This window comes from Polynucleobacter sp. UK-Gri1-W3, from assembly GCF_018881595.1.
In the GTDB taxonomy this organism is placed as follows: Bacteria; Pseudomonadota; Gammaproteobacteria; order Burkholderiales; family Burkholderiaceae; genus Polynucleobacter.
Genome location: NZ_JACVQA010000007.1, coordinates 20,518 through 38,546 on the forward strand (window position 1 = coordinate 20,518; position 18,029 = coordinate 38,546).

An 18,029-nucleotide genomic window follows, 5' to 3' on the forward strand; every position below is an offset into this window, starting at 1 on the left:
TCAAATTCGTTCGGATGGTAAAACATCGCGACTACGCACATGAAATTCTTTCCCTGAATCTAAAAGGCCGGCAGCACGATCAGCAAAAAACCATTTAAGAGTTTGCTGAATGGTAGGAAAGGCCAATTCATCCCAGGGAATTTCGTGTTCATGAAATAGGGCTACTTCTAAGCTCTCTTCGCCAGCAGAAAACTCTGGCGTTGGCATCGTAGCTAAATAAAATAAATGTACTTGTTCCGCATGAGGCACATTGAGTAATGAATAGAGCGGCCCAATTTCCACAACGGCACCAGCTTCTTCGAGAGTTTCACGTGCGGCACCCTGACTGGTACTTTCGCCTAATTCCATAAACCCAGCAGGCAAGGTCCAAAATCCATGACGTGGCTCAATCGCTCGGCGACATAAAAGAATCTGTTTGCCATACACCGGAATACTGCCCACTACATTACGGGGATTTTGATAATGAATGCTGCCACAGGCTTCGCATACATGACGTTCACGAGAATCATCCGCTGGAATTTTGATGGTTAATACAGAGGCGCAGTTAGGGCAATACTTCATACAGACTTTCTAAAAGTGGGCTTTTATGGCACCACGTAGGGCATTGCTAAGAATAATCTCTTCTGCCATTGAAACATCTTTAATAGTCAGGTTGGCTTCACGGGCATTCATAGAGGGCTCAGCAAGCAATGCTGCACGCATTACCCCAGGCAGAAGACCTGCTGAAACTGGAGGTGTGAGCCATTCAGGGCTACCAGCGTGTTTGATAAAAATGCTAGTCCTGCCACCCTCGGTAACAAAACCTTGTTCATTGACAAATAGGGCGTCAAATCCATTTTGCTTCACAGCCTCTTGCCAAGCTTGATCATAAAGAGTGCGATTGCTAATTTTATGGCGCAATAAAGCATCCCCAGAGAGCATGGTTACATCACCAGGAAGAATATCTTTCGCCCAGAATATTTTGACGGGTTCATTTATTGGATCAATAACAGCGCTTGTAATAGAAAGCTCGCCATTGGCCGCAAGATCGAGTCTTAGTCTATATGACAATTCTTTATCAAGTGATGCACAGGTGCTCTTAATCAAATTCTTTGCAGCCTCTGAATTGAAGGCAATTCTCAGAGAGTGAGCGGAGGTTTGCATTCTATGCAGATGTTCCTCAAGTCGCATTGCCTCACCCTTGAAGATTGCAATGGTTTCAAATAAACCTGTAGTACTTGGCAGATCCATGAGGAATGCTGCTTTAATGCGGCACTCTTGCCACTCTTGGCTAGCATCAGAATCATTGGTAATGCCAGCACCAATTCCAAGTGTGAAATGAGATGCGTGAGACTCTTCATCCTGATGAATCTCCACTGTCCGAATCGGCACGCTAAAGGCAAAATTGCCATTAGGGTCAAGCCAGCCCAAGGCACCACAGTAATAGCCACGGTCCTCAGGCTCTAACTCTTGAATAATTTCCATACTGCGTTTTTTGGGCGCGCCCGTAACCGACCCACATGGAAATACTGATTTGAAAATATCAAATAAAGAAGTTTCAGGCTTGATCTGACCCTGTACAGTGGAAGTCATTTGCAATACATCACCATGTCTTGCCACATCAAATAAGTTCGGAACAGCAACTGTGCCCGGTAGGGAGATACGACTCAAATCATTGCGTAAAAGATCCACAATCATGACATTCTCTGCTTGATTCTTAGGGTCTTCGGATAGGGCACTTGCCGCCGAAGATAAGGCGCTAGCAGTACCTTTCATTGGCATGGCTTTTAAAGTATCACCGTCGCGCGCAATAAATAACTCAGGCGATTGCGATAAAAGGTAGCTTCCACTGTGCTCTATAAAAGCGCCAAAGCGTCCGGGCTGGCGATCCCTCAAGCGGCTATAGAGGGCTAGTGGAGCGCCATAAGCCTTACCGTTGATGCGGTAGGTGTGATTGATCTGGTAGGTATCACCATTACGAATGTATTCCTGAATTGCGGCAATATCACTAGAAAATTGCTCTTTATTCAGAGTTTCCTGAATCTCCATCACCCCAGAATTTTTTTGGGATTGATCAAGGGAAACCAGTTTTTGGCTAATGCAAAGATCTACATCTTGCTTTGATAATTTTGTGAAGTCTGCAAAGGACCAGGCCTCGATCAGCGGGTGCAGGCTATGCGATCGATTGATTCTCTGAGGCAGTTTATGAATTTGTCTGCCCAATTCATAAGCGAAAGCAGAAACGACAAACTCACCCCTAGCCAGGACGGCTGATATTCCTTCTAAGCAGGCTTGAGTTGCAGCTAAATCTTGAGTGTTATCGCCAGTAGGAAGTACGCGCCAATAATGTAGCGCATCTTCATAGAGACGACTAGTAGGAGAGGCCGCGGTACTTTGCGCATCATCGAGCAAAATCATCGCGGCTGAACTAATAAGTTCTAATTACTTCAGAATCGTTGCGGATTCAATAGTGACTGTCTTGCTTGGAACATCGCCCATTCTGCCCATGCGAGGAGTAGGCGCAACCATGGTTGGTACTTTGCGGATGGCATCAATAGTCTGTGTGCCAGAGATTACTTTGCCAAACACGGTGTATCCGTTCCCCATAGCATTAGGGTAGTCCAGCGCAGCATTGTCTTTTACATTGATGAAGAACTGTGAAGTTGCAGAATCTGGATCGGATGTACGAGCCATCGCAATCGTATAAACATTGTTTTTAAGGCCATTCTGCGCTTCAGACACTACTGGAGCATCTGTTTGCTTCTGGTTCAAGTCAGCAGTAAATCCACCACCCTGAATCATGAAGCCATCAATCACGCGATGAAAGATAGTGCCGTTATAAAAACCGCTTTTGACGTAATTTAAAAAGTTGGCAGTTGTCTTAGGCGCCTTCACATCATCGAGCTCCACTACGAAATTACCCATCGTGGTTTTGAATTCCACCTTTGGCCCTGCAAATGCTGCATGACTAGCAAAACAAGAAACGGCAACTGCAAGGGCAACAAATAACTTACGCATAAGAACTCCTTAAACAAGATATAAATAGGTGATATTTGATTGTATTGCTCAATACTGCGGCAGGGGTAAACAGGCTCGGGACTATCAGATTAGCCCATTAGGAACGTTGCCAGCATAGACATAAGAAGCCTCATCAAACATGCCGGGTCTAGCGAGGTAATCTAGAACCCAGTCAATGGTATCTACACCCCAAAAGCAGTGTTGGTTGATGATTAGGGCAGGTACCCCAAAAGCACCATGGGCTTTAGCTTGATTGGTATTGGCAATCAACTGAGCTTTTACTTCTGGACTTTCAGGTTTAGGAGTATCAGCCGATAAGCCTAAGTAAGTACAAAATTCTGGCCAAGATAGGTTGGGGTCCTTGCCTTCTACCCAAACATAGTCAAACGCACGCTCAACCATAGTCCAATCAGCATTTTTTTCTATTAGGAGGCGTTGAGCTGCAACGGTCATAAACGGATGGTGCTCAGGAAAGCGAAAAGGAATGCCCAGCTTCTCCGCTTGCCAAACGCAAAACTGATAGGTATGTGGGCGTTTAGCGGCTACCTCCCCAGGGCCTTTGTTCTCAGCGGCTCTCAGTAGACCACCCAATAAAATAGGAACTGGCTTGATATCTAGCTTACCTTCAAGGCGTTGTCTTTGCTTAACGTAAATATAAGCAAAGGGTGAGACGATGTCGTAATAAAAAGTGGCTGCTGTCTTTGTGCTCATATTGCCTTACTTGTTATTTCTCAATTTATTTATTTCTTCTTGTACTCTTCATCAAGCTTTTTCAAAAAAGCCATTTTTTCTTTGATCTGCATCTCAAGACCACGTTCAACTGGCTCATACCAATGGGGTTCTTTCATGCCTTCTGGCAGATAGCTTTCTCCAGCAGCATAGCCATGCGGCTCATCATGGGCGTAGCGATACGCTTTCCCATGACCGAGCTCTTTCATCAACTTGGTAGGTGCATTGCGCAGATGGTTGGGAACCCCTTTGGACTGATCATTTGATACATAAGCGCGGGCTGCATTAAAAGCGTTATAGCTTGCATTGCTCTTGGAGGCGATCGCAAGGTAAACCACCGCTTGTCCTAGAGCAAGCTCTCCCTCAGGAGAGCCCAGTCTTTCATAGGTCTGCGCTGCATCGTTGGCTAATTGCATGGCTCTTGGATCTGCTAGGCCAATATCTTCCCAGGCCATCCGAATGATGCGTCTGGCTAAGTAACGGGGGTCGGCACCACCATCAAGCATGCGACAAAACCAATACAAGGCTGCATCTGGATTGGATCCTCGAACGGATTTGTGCAGAGCAGAGATCTGATCATAGAAGTGATCGCCGCCTTTATCAAAGCGCCGTGCTTGAGCACTCAGTGCATTTTCAATAAATTGTTGATCAACTACCTTAACTTCAGCATTTGGTGTGAGGACTGCATTGCGCACTTGTTCTACTAAGTTGAGTAGACGCCGCGCATCGCCATCAGCATTTGAGATGAGCGTATCAATTGCAGTAGATTCAAATTGCACATCGGGCATTGCATATTGATGCGCACGTTTAAATAGTAATTTCAACTCATCGGCGGTCAGTGACTTTAAGACGTAGACCTGAGCGCGTGATAACAGTGCTGAGTTGACTTCAAATGATGGGTTCTCAGTAGTAGCGCCGATGAAAGTAAAAAGGCCTGACTCTACATGGGGCAGTAGGGCATCTTGCTGGCTTTTATTAAAGCGATGGATCTCGTCGACAAACAAAATGGTCTGTTTGCCGTATTGCGCCATATTTTGTTGGGCTTGCTCAATGGCTTCGCGAATTTCCTTTACACCAGCTAGAACTGCGGAGATCGCAATAAACTCTCGATCAAATGCTTTAGCAGAGAGACGCGCTAGAGTTGTTTTGCCAACACCTGGAGGCCCCCACAAAATCATCGAGTGGGGCTTGCCAGAGGCAAACGCAAGATTGAGTGGTTTACCGCTTGCTAATAAATGGGCTTGTCCAATGACTTCTTCAATCGTTTTTGGGCGCAATGCTTCGGCCAAGGGTGGAGGGGGCGCGCTATCAAAAAGATTGCTCATTGCATCATGCTTGAGTAAAGAGAATCACTAGGGATGCCCAAGTGAGGCATGCGGCAGCAACATAGGTTAAGCGATTGCGCATCGTCATAAATGCGTTGCGCGCTGCTTCATCAGAAAAATAATATTGATAGGTGTTCTGATCAATATTGCGCTGAATAACCAAAGTAGAAGCCAGGATCAGTAAACCCACTGGTATGTAAATATGCAGCGCTAACCAAGCAACTAAGGCCGGAATGACGCCCCAGATCCAGGCATTACGGTCTTCCCAGCGGTCACCAGCAGGCGCTTTACCTAATAGATGTAAATTGGCACCCCAGTGCAAAGCACCCATAAAGGAAGTAATCACAGCGCCATAACCCGCTAAAGATTCAGCGCTTAAGTAATTTAATGGAGTTGGGGCCAACTGAACCATTAAGGCCAGTCCAACAAATGGAATCAGGCCGGCATAGCCAAGTTTACGAACTATTGATGGGATTGGGTTCACGATTGAGGTATTTAAGTTAATGAACTAAGTAAAGAGCTAAGTAAAGAACTAAGTTAATGAAGTGTGAGTCAAATTATTTGTCGTAGGTATAAACGCCGCGACCTGTTTTGCGTCCAAGATATCCGGCGGCAACCATTTCACGCAATAGCGGGCAAGGGCGATACTTGGAATCGCTGAAGTTTTCAAAGTAGACTTCCATAACCGCTAAGCAAGTATCGAGTCCAATCAAGTCTGCCAAAGCGAGTGGGCCAATCGGTTGATTACAACCCAACTTCATACCGGCATCAATATCCTCTGGACTTGCAAGTCCTTCCGATAAAACAAAGAATGCCTCGTTAATCATTGGCAACAAAATGCGATTGACTACAAAGCCTGGCGAGTTTTTGACGGTGATGGGCTCTTTGCCAACGCGCTTAGCCATATCAATAATGGCAGCGTGTGTAGCATCACTGGTTTGCAAGCCGCGTATCACTTCCACCAAAGCCATCAGGGGCGGTGGGTTAAAGAAGTGCATACCTATAAACCGTGCAGGGTTGGAGTCGAGCGCTGCGAGTTTAGTAATGGACAGTGAGGAGGTGTTAGTAGCAATGATGGTGTCTTTGCTCACAATCTCATCTACTTGCTTAAGAATTTTTTCTTTAATTGCTTGATTCTCGGTGGCCGCTTCAATCACTAAACCCAAACCCTTAAGGTCAGCATAAGAAGTACTGCCTTTAATGCATTTGAGGGCAGATTCCTTTGCTGCAACGGTAAGTGTTTCTTTTTTGACGAGACGATCAAGGCTCTTGATGATTTGCTCAAGACCGCGTTGCACTGCTGCCTCATTAATATCAACCATGACTACATCCAAGCCAGCAACGGCACACACTTGTGCAATTCCATTGCCCATAGTGCCGGCGCCAATGATGCCTACTGATTGAATACTCATATTATTTCCTCTTTTGATACTGGGTGGAACCAAATAACTGCTCTCCTGCCTTGTCATCGTGCAAGGGCTTGCGTAATGCGGTTAATACTTCGCAACCACGTTTTACTGCTGGTCGCGCACCAATCTTTTCAAACCACTTTTTAAAATGCGGGTAGTCGTTGATATCAATGCCTTGATTCTTCCAATTACGTGTCCATGGATAAATCGCAATATCGGCAATAGAGTAGGATTTGCCGGCAATGTAAGGATTATCTTTCAGTTGACCATCCAATACCCCATAAATACGCTTGGCCTCATTGGTGTAACGATTGATAGCGTACTCAATTTTCTCGGGGGCGTAGAGGCGGAAGTGGTGGTTTTGTCCAAGCATGGGGCCAAGACCACCCATTTGGAACATTAGCCACTGCAACACCTCATACTTGCCACGCGTATCTTGCGGTAAAAACTTCCCAGTTTTGCCTGCGAGGTAGATCAGAATAGCCCCAGACTCAAAGATATTGATGGGTTTGCCGTCAGGACCATTGGGGTCAACGATGGCAGGAATCTTGTTATTGGGGCTGATCTTTAAGAACTCGGCAGCAAATTGGTCTCCGGCGCCAATATCTATTGGGTGGGCGATCCAGTCACGACCTAGGCGATAGCCACATTCTTCGAGCATGATGTGTACCTTATGGCCGTTTGGTGTTGGCCAGCTATAAACATCAATCACGCTATTGGATTTTGGGTTTGCCATATATACCTTTATAAAGTTTGTAAGCGCAGTAGCGCATTTGCAAGAGTCCGCTCTTGCTTTGCAAAACAAAAACGAATAACGCCTGACTCAGTAGGTTGATCATAAAATGCCGAGACTGGAATAGCAGCCACTCCAATTTCAGTAGTGAGCCATTTACAAAAATCAGCCTCATTTAATTTTGCTTGAGGGATGCCTAGCGCGGAATAATCGGCGCATTGAAAATAGCTACCTAGAGTAGGGAGCAATTTGAACTTGGTTTGGTTTAAGCCTGCTCTAAAAAAATCTCGTTTCGCTTGATAAAAAGCTGGCAGATCTAAGTAATGTTTTTCTTCTGAAAGATAACTGGCTAAGCCGAATTGCATTGGTGTATTGACCGCAAATACATTGAACTGATGCACCTTACGAAACTCTTTGGTCAAAGAGGGTGGTGCGGCTATGTAGCCTACTTTCCAGCCGGTAACGTGAAAGGTTTTCCCAAAGCTAGAAACCAGAAAGCTCCTTGCCGCTAGCTCCGGATGGGACGCAACGCTGTGATGCGTGGCGCCGTCATAGACCATATGCTCATAGACTTCATCGCTCAGAATGCATGCTGAAGTATTGCGAACGAGCGCTGCCAAATGATCTAGGTCTGACTTATCCCAAATCATGCCAGTCGGATTATGGGGAGTATTAATCAAAATAAGTCGCGTTTTGGGATTGATTGCGTTTGCTAATAAGTCCCATGGAATTTCATAGGCTGCAACTTGTCCTGATTCATCACGGACTACTTGCAATGAAATCGCAATCGTTTTGCCTCCAGCCAAATCAATTGCAGGGCGATAGCAGTCAAATGCAGGTTCAATGATGATGACTTCATCGCCAGGGCCAACGCAAGAGAGTATGGCTGTAAAAATGGCTTGCGTACCACCCGCGGTAATAGTGATTTCCGTGTCAGGGTTGTAGTGATGACCATATAAATTTTTAATCTTCTTGCTAACACCATTGCGAAGCTCTGCAACCCCAGTCATGGGTGGGTATTGATTTTGATCTGCCAACATCGCAGCGTTTACGTCTGCAATCAGCCCTCTGTCGCATGGAAAGTCTGGGAAACCCTGTCCAAGATTAATGGCTTGATGCTCCGCAGCAAGGGCAGACATCACTGTGAAGATCGTGGTTCCCACCTGCGGTAGGCGGCTCTGAAAAGAAGGGGTCTCTAATGGGTTCATGGATGAAGGGGTGGTGATCAGCCTTTTAAAGCAGATATACCCGGTAGTCGCTAGAATGGTAAAAATACATTAACAAATTGTGCCATGCTGATCGTCCTCTCTCCCGCTAAATCTCTGGATTACAAGACTCCCGTTACAGTCAAAGCACCAACCTTGCCTGAGTTTGTCTCAGAATCAGCCAAACTCATTGCAGACCTCAAGAAGCTGGCACCTCAGGATGTCGCAAAATTGATGGGTCTATCCGATCAGTTGGCCATTTTGAATGTTGGCCGTTATCAGGATTGGTCCAAGAAATTCACCGCAGAGAATAGTAAGCCAGCAATCTATGCTTTTAATGGGGATGTCTACGATGGATTTGATGTCAAAACCTTAAATGCCAAAGCGGTAGCGTTTGCTCAAGACCATATTCGCATTTTGTCGGGCCTTTATGGAGCACTTAAGCCATTGGATTTGATGCAACCCTACCGTCTAGAGATGGGTACTGCATTTAAGAATCCTAGAGGTAAGGATCTCTATGCTTTTTGGGGTAGCCGCGTAACGGATTCTATTAAGAAGGATTTGGAGAAGCAAAAGAAGCCTGTACTCTTGAACTTGGCTTCGGAAGAGTATTTCAAGGTGCTCCAGCCCAAAGAGCTGGACTGCCAAGTGATCTCCCCAGTGTTTCAGGATGCCAAGGACGGCAAGTACAAGATCATTTCTTTTTATGCCAAGCGTGCGCGTGGCTTAATGGCGCGCTTCGTAGTTGAAAATCGCATCACTGACCCAGCAGATTTAAAAGGCTTTAATTTAGATGGGTATAAATACTATGCTGCAGAATCTACAGTAGACAAGCCAGTATTTAGAAGGGCAGAAAGAAAATAATGGCAGTGCATCGCACCAAATCATCGCAACGCAATTCTCCCGAAGTTGAGAAGCTGGTAGCTGATGCTATTTCTTTGGCGGCGTCTGGAAGTCAGGTGGAGGATCGTTTTTGGGAAGAGCGTTTGAACGTGCGTTTAATGCGTTTACTCAAAAGTCAAAATCAAAATGTCATTGATGCCGCTTTAGATCAGACCTTTCGCATTAATACGGTCGCCTTTGAGGTGCTTGCAGACATCGCAGAAACGTTGGCCGAGTCATTAAGGGTTGAGCATGAGGGGCAAGAGTGGGATGTACTGTTACTCGCCATGCCTATTGTTGCCCATACGCGTTATCAGATTCCATCAGGACCATTGCCAGTCAATATTATTGAGTCAACCGCCCAGGCTTTACATAGTTCTATAGCCTCAACGGATACGCGCATAGCCATTGTTCCCTGGCTTTACAGCATTGATCAAATGCCGCATTCACATTGCCAAACTCGTATTCTGACTGAGGCCTTAGCAACTGCCGCAATCTCTGGAAAAGAAGTCAAGCTTGAGTTGCGTGATATGTCGGAAACTATTGCCGTATTAGCAGACCCCCGTTTTATTATTGCCGCCTTGAGTGCGCCGAGCGGTTCGCCAATATTTCGTTGGCAAGCAGAGCCACCAGCACGTCAAGAGCGCGGTGTCAGTTTGATTGGTTGGCAAAATGCCATGCAAGATCCGATTGCATCTTTGTTGCCCGGTTGCGAGTTCGAATTGCTTTTGCCTGAGGCGTATTTCACAAATTGCCGCTTAGCGGATAAGCATGTGCGGCCCTTAAGCATTCGTGCAGCAGTCAACTTTCTAGAAAGCACTTTGGGAATAATGCCTGCGGGCTTGTCTTGTGTAGTCGGTGCTTTTGGCGAAGAGCAGGCAGATGAATATCGTATTTCTTTCAGCGCAAAGGGTTCCTCTGAAGTGATGTACGGGGTCATTTGGCCCTTGTATGACCGCGAGAGCGTGGCGAGCGATGCTTTGAATGATTTATCGGATGATGAAAGTCCGATTAAGAAGATTTGTGATGCCTTGCATGATGCAGGAGTGGAGGATGTGTTCCGTCATGCCATGCTTTTTGATCCAGAGCTCTGTGATGACTGTGGCGCCCCTTTGTTTCCAGATCGTTCTGGTGAAGCTGTTCATGCTGAAATGCCAGACGATGCACCATCACAACAGCCCTTGTTTCATTAGATAGAAAATAAACAAACAACGAATAAACAAGCAACGAATAAACAAGCAATTACTGAACAAGTAGCTCAAGAGCCAAACAATAAAAAAGCCGAGAATTTCTCGGCTTTTTTATTTAACGCAATACCAGAACTTAATTCTGCACAAAAGGCTCCGTACCAGCAAACAAATGCGGTAACTTACCTGACTTCATCTCTGCTGTTTGGCAGAAATCGGCAAGTCGAACACCAGCTTTAATGTTGAATAACATTGCTTTGTTACCCAGCACCACTAGATCGAAACCAGAGTTCATATTTTTATAACGCAAGCTACCCGGTAGGGAAGTTTGGCGCTCTAAATCATATGATTTTGATTCCCAAATTAAGCGAACCTTATCATTGATGCCAGAGGTTTTGAATTGCTTGCCCTCTTGGCATGTCCATGTAAATGCTTCTTCATCAGCGCTCACGTTTGTAGCACCCAAGAGGCTTACTAGCACAATGCTAATTGCGAGAAGGTTTTTCTTCATCAATTTTTCCTTATGAGAGCAAGTGCTTAACGCCAGCTTGCTCTTCGAGTAATTCATTCAATGTATGTGTCATGCGCTCACGGGAGAATTCATCGATCTCTAGGCCTTCGATCATTTTGTATTCGCCGTTTTCGCATACCACTGGGAAGCCATAAATGACTTCAGCAGGAATATCGTATTCGCCCTTAGACGGAATACCCATAGTTACCCACTTACCATTTGTGCCCAGAACCCAATCATGAATATGATCAATGGCTGCATTCGCTGCAGAGGCTGCAGAAGAAAGGCCGCGAGCTTCGATGATGGCTGCACCACGCTTACCAACGGTAGGGATGAAAACATCTTTATTCCATGCTGCATCGTTGATGGAATCTTTTACTGATTTGCCATCGATGGTTGCAAAGCGATAGTCTGGGTACATTGTTGGGCTATGGTTACCCCAAACAACTAATTTCTCAATATCGGCAACAGGCTTATTCAACTTGCTGGCTAATTGTGAGAGAGCGCGGTTGTGATCGAGGCGCAACATTGCAGTGAAGTTTTTCGCAGGAATATCTGGAGCAGATTTCATAGCGATGTAAGCGTTGGTGTTTGCTGGGTTGCCAACAACCAATACTTTTACAGTCTTCTTAGCAACTGCATTTAATGCCTTGCCTTGAGCTGTGAAAATTTGTGCATTAGCGGAGAGTAAATCCTTGCGCTCCATACCAGGACCACGTGGACGTGCGCCAACCAAAAGGGCGACATCGATATCTTTAAAAGCAGTCATTGGGTCAGAGTGAGCTGTCATACCTGCCAAGAGTGGGAATGCGCAGTCTTCTAGCTCCATCATTACGCCAGTTAAGGCTTTTTGAGCTTTTTCATCAGGAATCTCAAGCAATTGCAGGATGACGGGCTGATCTTTGCCCAAAAGGTCGCCATTGGCGATACGGAATAAAAGGGAATATCCGATTTGACCGGCTGCACCGGTTACGGCGACACGCATTGGGGCTTTTGCCATTACTGAGAACTCCAAATGAAGGTTATGTAGGTTAAGTAAAGAAAACTTTTCTATTATCCATTCAAGTGTAGGGACTTTAGCTTTACACTGTCAATGATGTCTTATATAAGACTAGAATTGCCTTGAATTTTATCCAATTGACGCGGTTTGGAGTTAATTTGTCTGATGTGACTTTGCCCATTGCCTCATTTAGCCCTCTGTACGAGCAGATTAAAGCGATGATTTTGGCTAGTTTGCAAGCCTCGGAGTGGCTGCCAGGGGCGGCTATTCCCAGCGAAATGGAGCTTGCAGCCCGTTATGCTGTCAGCCAGGGCACCGTTCGCAAGGCCATTGATGAGCTTGCCGCTCAAAATCTCTTAGTTCGAAGACAGGGTAAGGGTACCTTCGTAGCCACCCACCAAGAAGACGAATGGCAATACCGTTTTTTGCGTTTAGCACCTGATTCTGGTGAAAAATTCCATCTCACCAATCAATTTTTATCCTGCGAAAAGACTAAAGCATCAGTCTATGTGGCCAATTTGCTTAAATTAAAGGCAGGTGACCCCATTATTCATATCGACCGAGTTCAGAGTTTTGCGGGCAAACCCATTGTTTTTGAAGAGATTTTTCTGCCTGGAGTCCGTTTTAAGGGTTTGGATCTTGAGGCTCTCAATACTTGGCATGGTCCGATGTATGCTTTTTATGAGGGGCATTACGCCACACATATGGTGCGCGCAGAAGAAAAAATTAAGGCTGTGGCTGCTGATGCGGTGCTGGCTAAACATTTGCATCTGAAGGAGGGCGCGCCGCTCCTTTCGGTAGAGCGTGTGGCATTTACCTACGGGAATAAACCAGTAGAAATTCGGCATGCAAGGTACGACACTTTAGAGCAGCATTACGAGAACAAATTGAACTAAGATAAACCAGAACTGCAGAAGAACTACAGAAGAGCTAAATCAGTAAAAACCAGTAATTCACCCCTTTAAACGCTAAAAAATCCCCACCACCCCTAAGGTTTCCAATAGAATATGTTGCGATACAACAAAACCACAATGAACCTCCACCTAAAGATAGAGATTACCCATGGTTGATTCACAGCAAAACGTAAAAAAAGATAGACCGGTTTATAAAAATATTGGTCTTGCCCAATTGATTAAATACCGCCTCCCTTGGGCCGGTAAAGTATCAATTCTTCATCGTATTAGCGGAGCAGTACTATTTTTAATGCTGCCTTTCTTGCTTTATCTTTTAGATCAAAGCTTGGCCTCAGAGGTCAGCTATCAAACGTTCCAAGCGATTACTGGCCATGTGCTGGTGAAAATTGTTTGCCTTGGATTGATTTGGTGTTTCTTGCACCATTTCTGCGCTGGTATTCGTTATCTCCTATTGGACTTAGAAATTGGTGTTGAAAAAGTGGATGCAAATCGCTCGGCGATCTTTGTATTTTGCTTGGGCCTGGCTTTGACTGCGGTCGTTGGCCTCAAACTATTCGGCTTGTACTAAGCACACATTATTTAAGGAAATCTCATGCCTATTTATCAAATTGGACCAAAGCGCTTAGTTGTAGGTGCCCACTACGGCCTTAAAGAATGGATCATCCAACGCGCTACTGCGATTGTGATGGTAGTTTTCACAATCGTTTTGCTAGTTGATTACTGCATAACTGGTAGCGCTACTTATGAAGGCTGGGCTGCTTTGTTTAGCAACCAATTCATGAAATTGTTGACGCTCCTGGCATTCATCAGTTTGTTCTATCACGCTTGGATTGGAATCCGTGACATCTGGATGGATTACATCAAGCCTGTCAGCATTCGTTTAACACTGCAAGTGTTAACCGTTTTGTATCTCGTAGCCTGTGCGGCTTATGCCGTTCAAATTTTGTGGAAAGTGTAATTCGATGACTGCAATACAAAAATCATTGCCACGCCGCCGTTTTGATGCGGTGATTATTGGTGCGGGTGGCTCAGGCATGCGTGCTTCATTGCAGTTGGCTGAAGCCGGCTTGAATGTTGCCGTGCTAACTAAGGTATTCCCAACACGCTCGCATACCGTTGCTGCGCAAGGCGGTATCGGCGCTTCATTAGGCAATATGAGTGAAGATAATTGGCACTATCACTTTTATGACACCATCAAAGGATCTGACTGGTTAGGCGACCAAGATGTGATCGAGTTTATGTGTCGTGAAGCTCCTAAAGTTGTTTATGAGCTAGAGCACTATGGCATGCCGTTCGACCGTAACCCAGATGGCACGATTTATCAGCGTCCATTTGGCGGTCACACAGCCAACTATGGCGAAAAGCCAGTGCAGCGTGCTTGTGCTGCTGCTGACCGTACTGGTCATGCAATGTTGCATACCTTGTATCAACGTAACGTACGTGCGAAAACCAACTTCTTTGTTGAGTGGTTAGCGCTCGATTTGATTCGCGATGATGACGGTGATGTTGTTGGGGTAACTGCCCTCGAAATGGAAACAGGTCAGGTATATATCCTGGAAGCCAAGGTTGTGATGTTGGCTACTGGTGGTGCAGGCCGTATTTGGGATGCATCTACTAATGCGTTCATTAATACTGGTGACGGTATGGGTCTTGCGGCTCGCGCAAATATCCCATTGGAAGATATGGAATTCTGGCAATTCCACCCAACTGGCGTAGCTGGTGCGGGTGTGTTGTTGACAGAGGGTTGTCGTGGTGAAGGTGCTATTTTGCGTAATAAAGACGGCGAGCGTTTTATGGAACGCTACGCGCCAACCTACAAGGATTTGGCGCCTAGAGACTTCATTTCACGCTGTATGGACCAAGAAATTAAAGAAGGGCGCGGTTGTGGGCCTAACGGTGACTATGTTGTGCTCGATTTGACGCACATTGGCGCTGAGACAATCATGAAGCGTCTGCCATCTGTTTACGAAATCGGCATTAACTTTGCAAACGTTGATGTGACCAAAGAACCAATTCCAGTTGTACCAACTATTCACTATCAGATGGGTGGCATTCCTACCAATATCAATGGTCAAGTAGTTGTGCCAGCGAACGGTATTCATAATGAAATCGTCAATGGCTTGTATGCCATTGGTGAGTGTTCATGTGTGTCTGTCCATGGTGCCAACCGCTTGGGCACTAACTCGTTACTCGACCTCTTGGTATTCGGCCGCGCCGCAGGTAATCACATCGTTGGTTTGAATCTGAAGGATCGCGAATTCAAACCTTTGCCTGCAAATGCTGGTCAGCAAACTTTGGAGCGTATTGCTAAGTTGGATAACTCCACTTCTGGTGAGTACGCGCAAGATGTGGCTAACGATATTCGTAAATGCATGCAGAAATACGCTGGTGTATTCCGCAATCAAGAGTTGATGGATGAAGGTGTTCGTCAAATGGCTAAATTGACAGAGCGCGCCAATAATTTGTGGCTTAAAGATAAATCCGAGATTTTCAATACAGCACGTATTGAGGCATTGGAAGTGGCCAACCTGGTTGAGACTGCAAATGCAACCATGATTTCTGCGGCTGCTCGTAAAGAGAGTCGTGGTGCGCATTCGCATGATGATCATCAAGAGCGTGACGATGAGAATTGGATGAAGCATACCCTTTGGTACAGCGAGGGAAATAGGCTGACTTACAAGCCAGTTGTGTTGAAGCCTTTAACTGTCGAGTCCTTCCCACCTAAAGAACGTACTTTCTAAGCGAAGAGAAATAGAAAATGAGTGATATCCGTATATTCGAAATTTACCGCTACGATCCAGATGTCGATGCTACTCCGCGCATGGAACGCTATGAGTTAGAGCTCACTGGTGAGCGTATGTTGTTGGATGCTTTGATTTCTTTGAAGAAGCAAGACGAATCGATTTCTTATCGTCGTTCATGCCGTGAAGGTGTGTGCGGTTCAGATGCAATGAACATTAACGGTAAAAATGGTTTGGCTTGTTTGACCAATATGTTGACTTTGCCTAAGGTCATCACATTGCGCCCATTACCTGGCTTGCCAGTAGTACGCGACTTGATCGTTGACATGACTTTGTTCTTCAAGCAATACTTGTCCATCAAGCCTTACTTAGTAAACGACAACCCGCCGCCTGAAAAAGAGCGCCTCCAGAGTCCTGAAGAACGTGAAGAGTTGAATGGTCTGTATGAGTGCATCTTGTGCGCTTCATGCTCAACTTCATGCCCATCTTTCTGGTGGAACCCAGATAAGTTTGTTGGTCCAGCCGGCTTATTGCAGGCCTATCGCTTTATTGCTGATAGCCGCGATGAGGATACCAACCAGCGTTTGGATAACTTGGAAGACCCATACCGTTTGTTCCGTTGCCACACCATCATGAATTGCGTAGACGTATGTCCTAAGCACTTGAATCCAACCAAGGCAATTGGCAAGATCAAGGAGTTGATGGTCCGCAGGGCAGTATGACCCTCGGTAATGCAGAGTTATATCGTCTAAAGAGTGATGCTCGCAGGGGCTTACTAGAGAACGATTTAATTCTGCAGCGTTTCTTTGAGCGTTACGGCACTCAGTTAAGTGTAGAGGATGGAAGAGTTTTGAGCCAGTTATTGGCCTTAGATGACAACGACTTAATGGATTTATTAATTGGTCGCAAAGACTCAGTAGCAAGCTTAGAGAAAGAGATGCAGGCTGACTCTTTCAAAATGATTTTACAAAGGCTGAGAGAGAAATAACTCAGCTATTGCTGTGGCTGTAGAGATGTATGAACGAATAGTGCAGTAATCATAATTTTGAATGACTAAGGATTAGAAATGATTGAATCGGACATCAAGGCAAAACTCTCGTTTTCGGATGGCACACCAGATATTGATCTGCCAATTTACAAAGGGACAGTTGGTCCTGACGTAATCGATATTCGTAAGCTTTATGGTCAGACCGGTAAGTTCACTTACGATTCAGGCTTCTTATCTACTGCGTCATGCAATAGCAAAATTACCTATATCGATGGCGATAAGGGGGAGTTGCTCTATCGTGGTTATCCAATTGAAGACTTGGCAAACAACTGCGACTTCTTAGAAGTTTGCTACCTCCTGATTAATGGCGAATTACCAAATGCCACGGAGAAAAAATCATTTGATGAAATGGTGATGCACCACACCATGGTTCATGAGCAAATGCAGTTCTTCTTGCGTGGATTCCGCCGTGATGCGCATCCAATGTCGGTATTGACTGGTTTGGTTGGTGCAATGGCTGCCTTCTACCATGATGCAATCGATTACAGCCAGCCTAAGGCGCGCGAAATTGCGCAAATTCGTTTAATTGCGAAGATGCCAACTTTGGTTGCGATGGCATATAAATATTCCGTAGGACAACCATTTATCTATCCAGATAATTCTTTGTCATACACCGCTAACTTTATGCGCATGATGTTTGCAACTCCATGTGAAGACTACAAAGTAAACCCAGTATTGGTTCGCGCTTTGGATCGTATCTTCACATTGCATGCAGACCATGAGCAAAATGCTTCTACTTCTACAGTACGCTTGTGCGGCTCATCGGGCACTAATCCATTTGCCGCTATCTCGGCTGGTATTGCTTGCCTCTGGGGCCCAGCTCACGGCGGTGCAAACGAAGCCTGCTTGCAGATGTTGAATGAGATCCAGGCTAACGGCGGCGTAGACAAGATTCATGAATTCATTGCGCAAGTAAAAGACAAGAACTCAAGCGTTCGCTTGATGGGCTTTGGTCACCGTGTTTACAAAAACTTTGACCCAAGAGCTAAATTGATGCGTGAAACTTGCTATGAAGTATTGAATGAACTTGGTCTTCAGGATGATCCATTGTTCAAGCTTGCAATGACTCTTGAAAAGATCGCTTTGGAAGATGAATACTTTGTCAGCCGTAAGCTCTATCCAAACGTAGACTTCTACTCAGGAATCGTGCAACGTGCGCTTGGCGTCCCAACAGAAATGTTCACCTGTATTTTTGCATTAGCAAGAACAGTAGGTTGGATTGCTCAGTGGGAAGAAATGATTACTGACCCTGAGTACAAGATTGGTCGTCCACGTCAGTTGTACGTAGGCGAAACCACTCGCAAAGTACCAAACATCTCAGTTCGTAAATAAGGCAATTAAGGTCTCT

20 protein-coding genes are annotated in these 18,029 nt (G+C 45.5%); 9 read left to right on the top strand and 11 right to left on the bottom strand.

Annotated features, from left to right (window positions below; genetic code table 11):
- From ICN36_RS07270 to ICN36_RS07310, 9 genes are all read right to left on the bottom strand, one after another.
- Nucleotides 1-561, bottom strand: a complete 561-nt coding sequence (locus ICN36_RS07270) for an NUDIX hydrolase (RefSeq protein ID WP_216227749.1) — start codon at nt 559-561, stop codon at nt 1-3.
- 9 nt (nt 562-570) lie between these two features.
- Nucleotides 571-2,397 carry a bifunctional anthranilate synthase component I family protein/class IV aminotransferase gene (locus ICN36_RS07275; RefSeq protein ID WP_216227750.1) on the bottom strand — a complete coding sequence of 609 codons (1,827 nt, stop codon included), beginning with the start codon at nt 2,395-2,397 and terminating at the stop codon, nt 571-573.
- A gap of 24 nt (nt 2,398-2,421) precedes the next feature.
- Nucleotides 2,422-2,997: a peptidylprolyl isomerase gene (locus ICN36_RS07280; RefSeq protein ID WP_216227751.1), complete on the bottom strand. Its 576-nt coding sequence runs from the start codon at nt 2,995-2,997 to the stop codon at nt 2,422-2,424.
- 84 nt (nt 2,998-3,081) lie between these two features.
- The gene (locus tag ICN36_RS07285) at nt 3,082-3,708 is read right to left on the bottom strand and encodes a 2-hydroxychromene-2-carboxylate isomerase (RefSeq protein ID WP_216227752.1); all 627 of its coding nucleotides are present in this window, start codon (nt 3,706-3,708) and stop codon (nt 3,082-3,084) included.
- Between the two features lie 29 nt (nt 3,709-3,737).
- Nucleotides 3,738-5,051: a replication-associated recombination protein A gene (locus tag ICN36_RS07290; protein WP_216227753.1), complete on the bottom strand. Its 1,314-nt coding sequence runs from the start codon at nt 5,049-5,051 to the stop codon at nt 3,738-3,740.
- Nucleotides 5,052-5,055: 4 nt separating this feature from the next.
- Complete coding sequence (locus tag ICN36_RS07295) at nt 5,056-5,535, bottom strand: DUF3429 domain-containing protein (protein WP_370623453.1); 480 nt, start codon at nt 5,533-5,535, stop codon at nt 5,056-5,058.
- A 73-nt stretch (nt 5,536-5,608) separates the two neighbouring features.
- Complete coding sequence (locus ICN36_RS07300) at nt 5,609-6,463, bottom strand: 3-hydroxybutyryl-CoA dehydrogenase (RefSeq protein ID WP_216227754.1); 855 nt, start codon at nt 6,461-6,463, stop codon at nt 5,609-5,611.
- A gap of 1 nt (nt 6,464) precedes the next feature.
- Nucleotides 6,465-7,172 carry a glutathione binding-like protein gene (locus tag ICN36_RS07305; RefSeq protein WP_216227843.1) on the bottom strand — a complete coding sequence of 236 codons (708 nt, stop codon included), beginning with the start codon at nt 7,170-7,172 and terminating at the stop codon, nt 6,465-6,467.
- 32 nt (nt 7,173-7,204) lie between these two features.
- Entirely contained in the window at nt 7,205-8,401 is a 1,197-nt protein-coding gene (locus ICN36_RS07310) for a methionine aminotransferase (protein ID WP_216227755.1), read from the bottom strand.
- An 84-nt stretch (nt 8,402-8,485) separates the two neighbouring features.
- Between ICN36_RS07310 and yaaA the strand changes: the two genes are divergently transcribed.
- Nucleotides 8,486-9,262 carry a peroxide stress protein YaaA gene (yaaA, locus tag ICN36_RS07315; RefSeq protein ID WP_216227756.1) on the top strand — a complete coding sequence of 259 codons (777 nt, stop codon included), beginning with the start codon at nt 8,486-8,488 and terminating at the stop codon, nt 9,260-9,262.
- The gene (locus ICN36_RS07320; protein WP_216227757.1) at nt 9,262-10,473 is read left to right on the top strand and encodes a DUF2863 family protein; all 1,212 of its coding nucleotides are present in this window, start codon (nt 9,262-9,264) and stop codon (nt 10,471-10,473) included. The genes yaaA and ICN36_RS07320 overlap by 1 nt, the downstream gene beginning before the upstream one ends.
- Before the next feature lie 130 nt (nt 10,474-10,603).
- Here ICN36_RS07320 and ICN36_RS07325 read toward each other — a convergent pair whose 3' ends face one another.
- Together ICN36_RS07325 and ICN36_RS07330 are read right to left on the bottom strand one after the other, a co-directional pair.
- Nucleotides 10,604-10,978, bottom strand: a complete 375-nt coding sequence (locus ICN36_RS07325; RefSeq protein ID WP_216227758.1) for a hypothetical protein — start codon at nt 10,976-10,978, stop codon at nt 10,604-10,606.
- Between the two features lie 10 nt (nt 10,979-10,988).
- The gene (locus tag ICN36_RS07330; protein ID WP_216196154.1) at nt 10,989-11,978 is read right to left on the bottom strand and encodes a malate dehydrogenase; all 990 of its coding nucleotides are present in this window, start codon (nt 11,976-11,978) and stop codon (nt 10,989-10,991) included.
- 122 nt (nt 11,979-12,100) lie between these two features.
- Between ICN36_RS07330 and ICN36_RS07335 the strand changes: the two genes are divergently transcribed.
- From ICN36_RS07335 to gltA, 7 genes are all read left to right on the top strand, one after another.
- Nucleotides 12,101-12,874 carry a GntR family transcriptional regulator gene (locus tag ICN36_RS07335; protein ID WP_255531273.1) on the top strand — a complete coding sequence of 258 codons (774 nt, stop codon included), beginning with the start codon at nt 12,101-12,103 and terminating at the stop codon, nt 12,872-12,874.
- A 166-nt stretch (nt 12,875-13,040) separates the two neighbouring features.
- Nucleotides 13,041-13,460, top strand: coding sequence for a succinate dehydrogenase, cytochrome b556 subunit (gene sdhC, locus ICN36_RS07340; RefSeq protein WP_216227759.1), 420 nt, complete (start codon nt 13,041-13,043; stop codon nt 13,458-13,460).
- A 24-nt stretch (nt 13,461-13,484) separates the two neighbouring features.
- On the top strand, nt 13,485-13,850 hold the full coding sequence (gene sdhD / locus ICN36_RS07345) for a succinate dehydrogenase, hydrophobic membrane anchor protein (RefSeq protein ID WP_216227760.1): 366 nt from the start codon (nt 13,485-13,487) through the stop codon (nt 13,848-13,850).
- A 4-nt stretch (nt 13,851-13,854) separates the two neighbouring features.
- A complete protein-coding gene (sdhA, locus tag ICN36_RS07350) occupies nt 13,855-15,633 on the top strand; it encodes a succinate dehydrogenase flavoprotein subunit (RefSeq protein WP_216227761.1) in 1,779 nt (592 codons plus the stop codon).
- A 17-nt stretch (nt 15,634-15,650) separates the two neighbouring features.
- Nucleotides 15,651-16,355, top strand: a complete 705-nt coding sequence (locus ICN36_RS07355) for a succinate dehydrogenase iron-sulfur subunit (RefSeq protein ID WP_216227762.1) — start codon at nt 15,651-15,653, stop codon at nt 16,353-16,355.
- Complete coding sequence (locus tag ICN36_RS07360) at nt 16,352-16,621, top strand: succinate dehydrogenase assembly factor 2 (RefSeq protein ID WP_216227763.1); 270 nt, start codon at nt 16,352-16,354, stop codon at nt 16,619-16,621. The genes ICN36_RS07355 and ICN36_RS07360 overlap by 4 nt, the downstream gene beginning before the upstream one ends.
- Nucleotides 16,622-16,699: 78 nt before the next feature.
- Nucleotides 16,700-18,013, top strand: coding sequence for a citrate synthase (gene gltA, locus ICN36_RS07365; protein WP_216227764.1), 1,314 nt, complete (start codon nt 16,700-16,702; stop codon nt 18,011-18,013).
- Nucleotides 18,014-18,029: the final 16 nt, after the last annotated feature.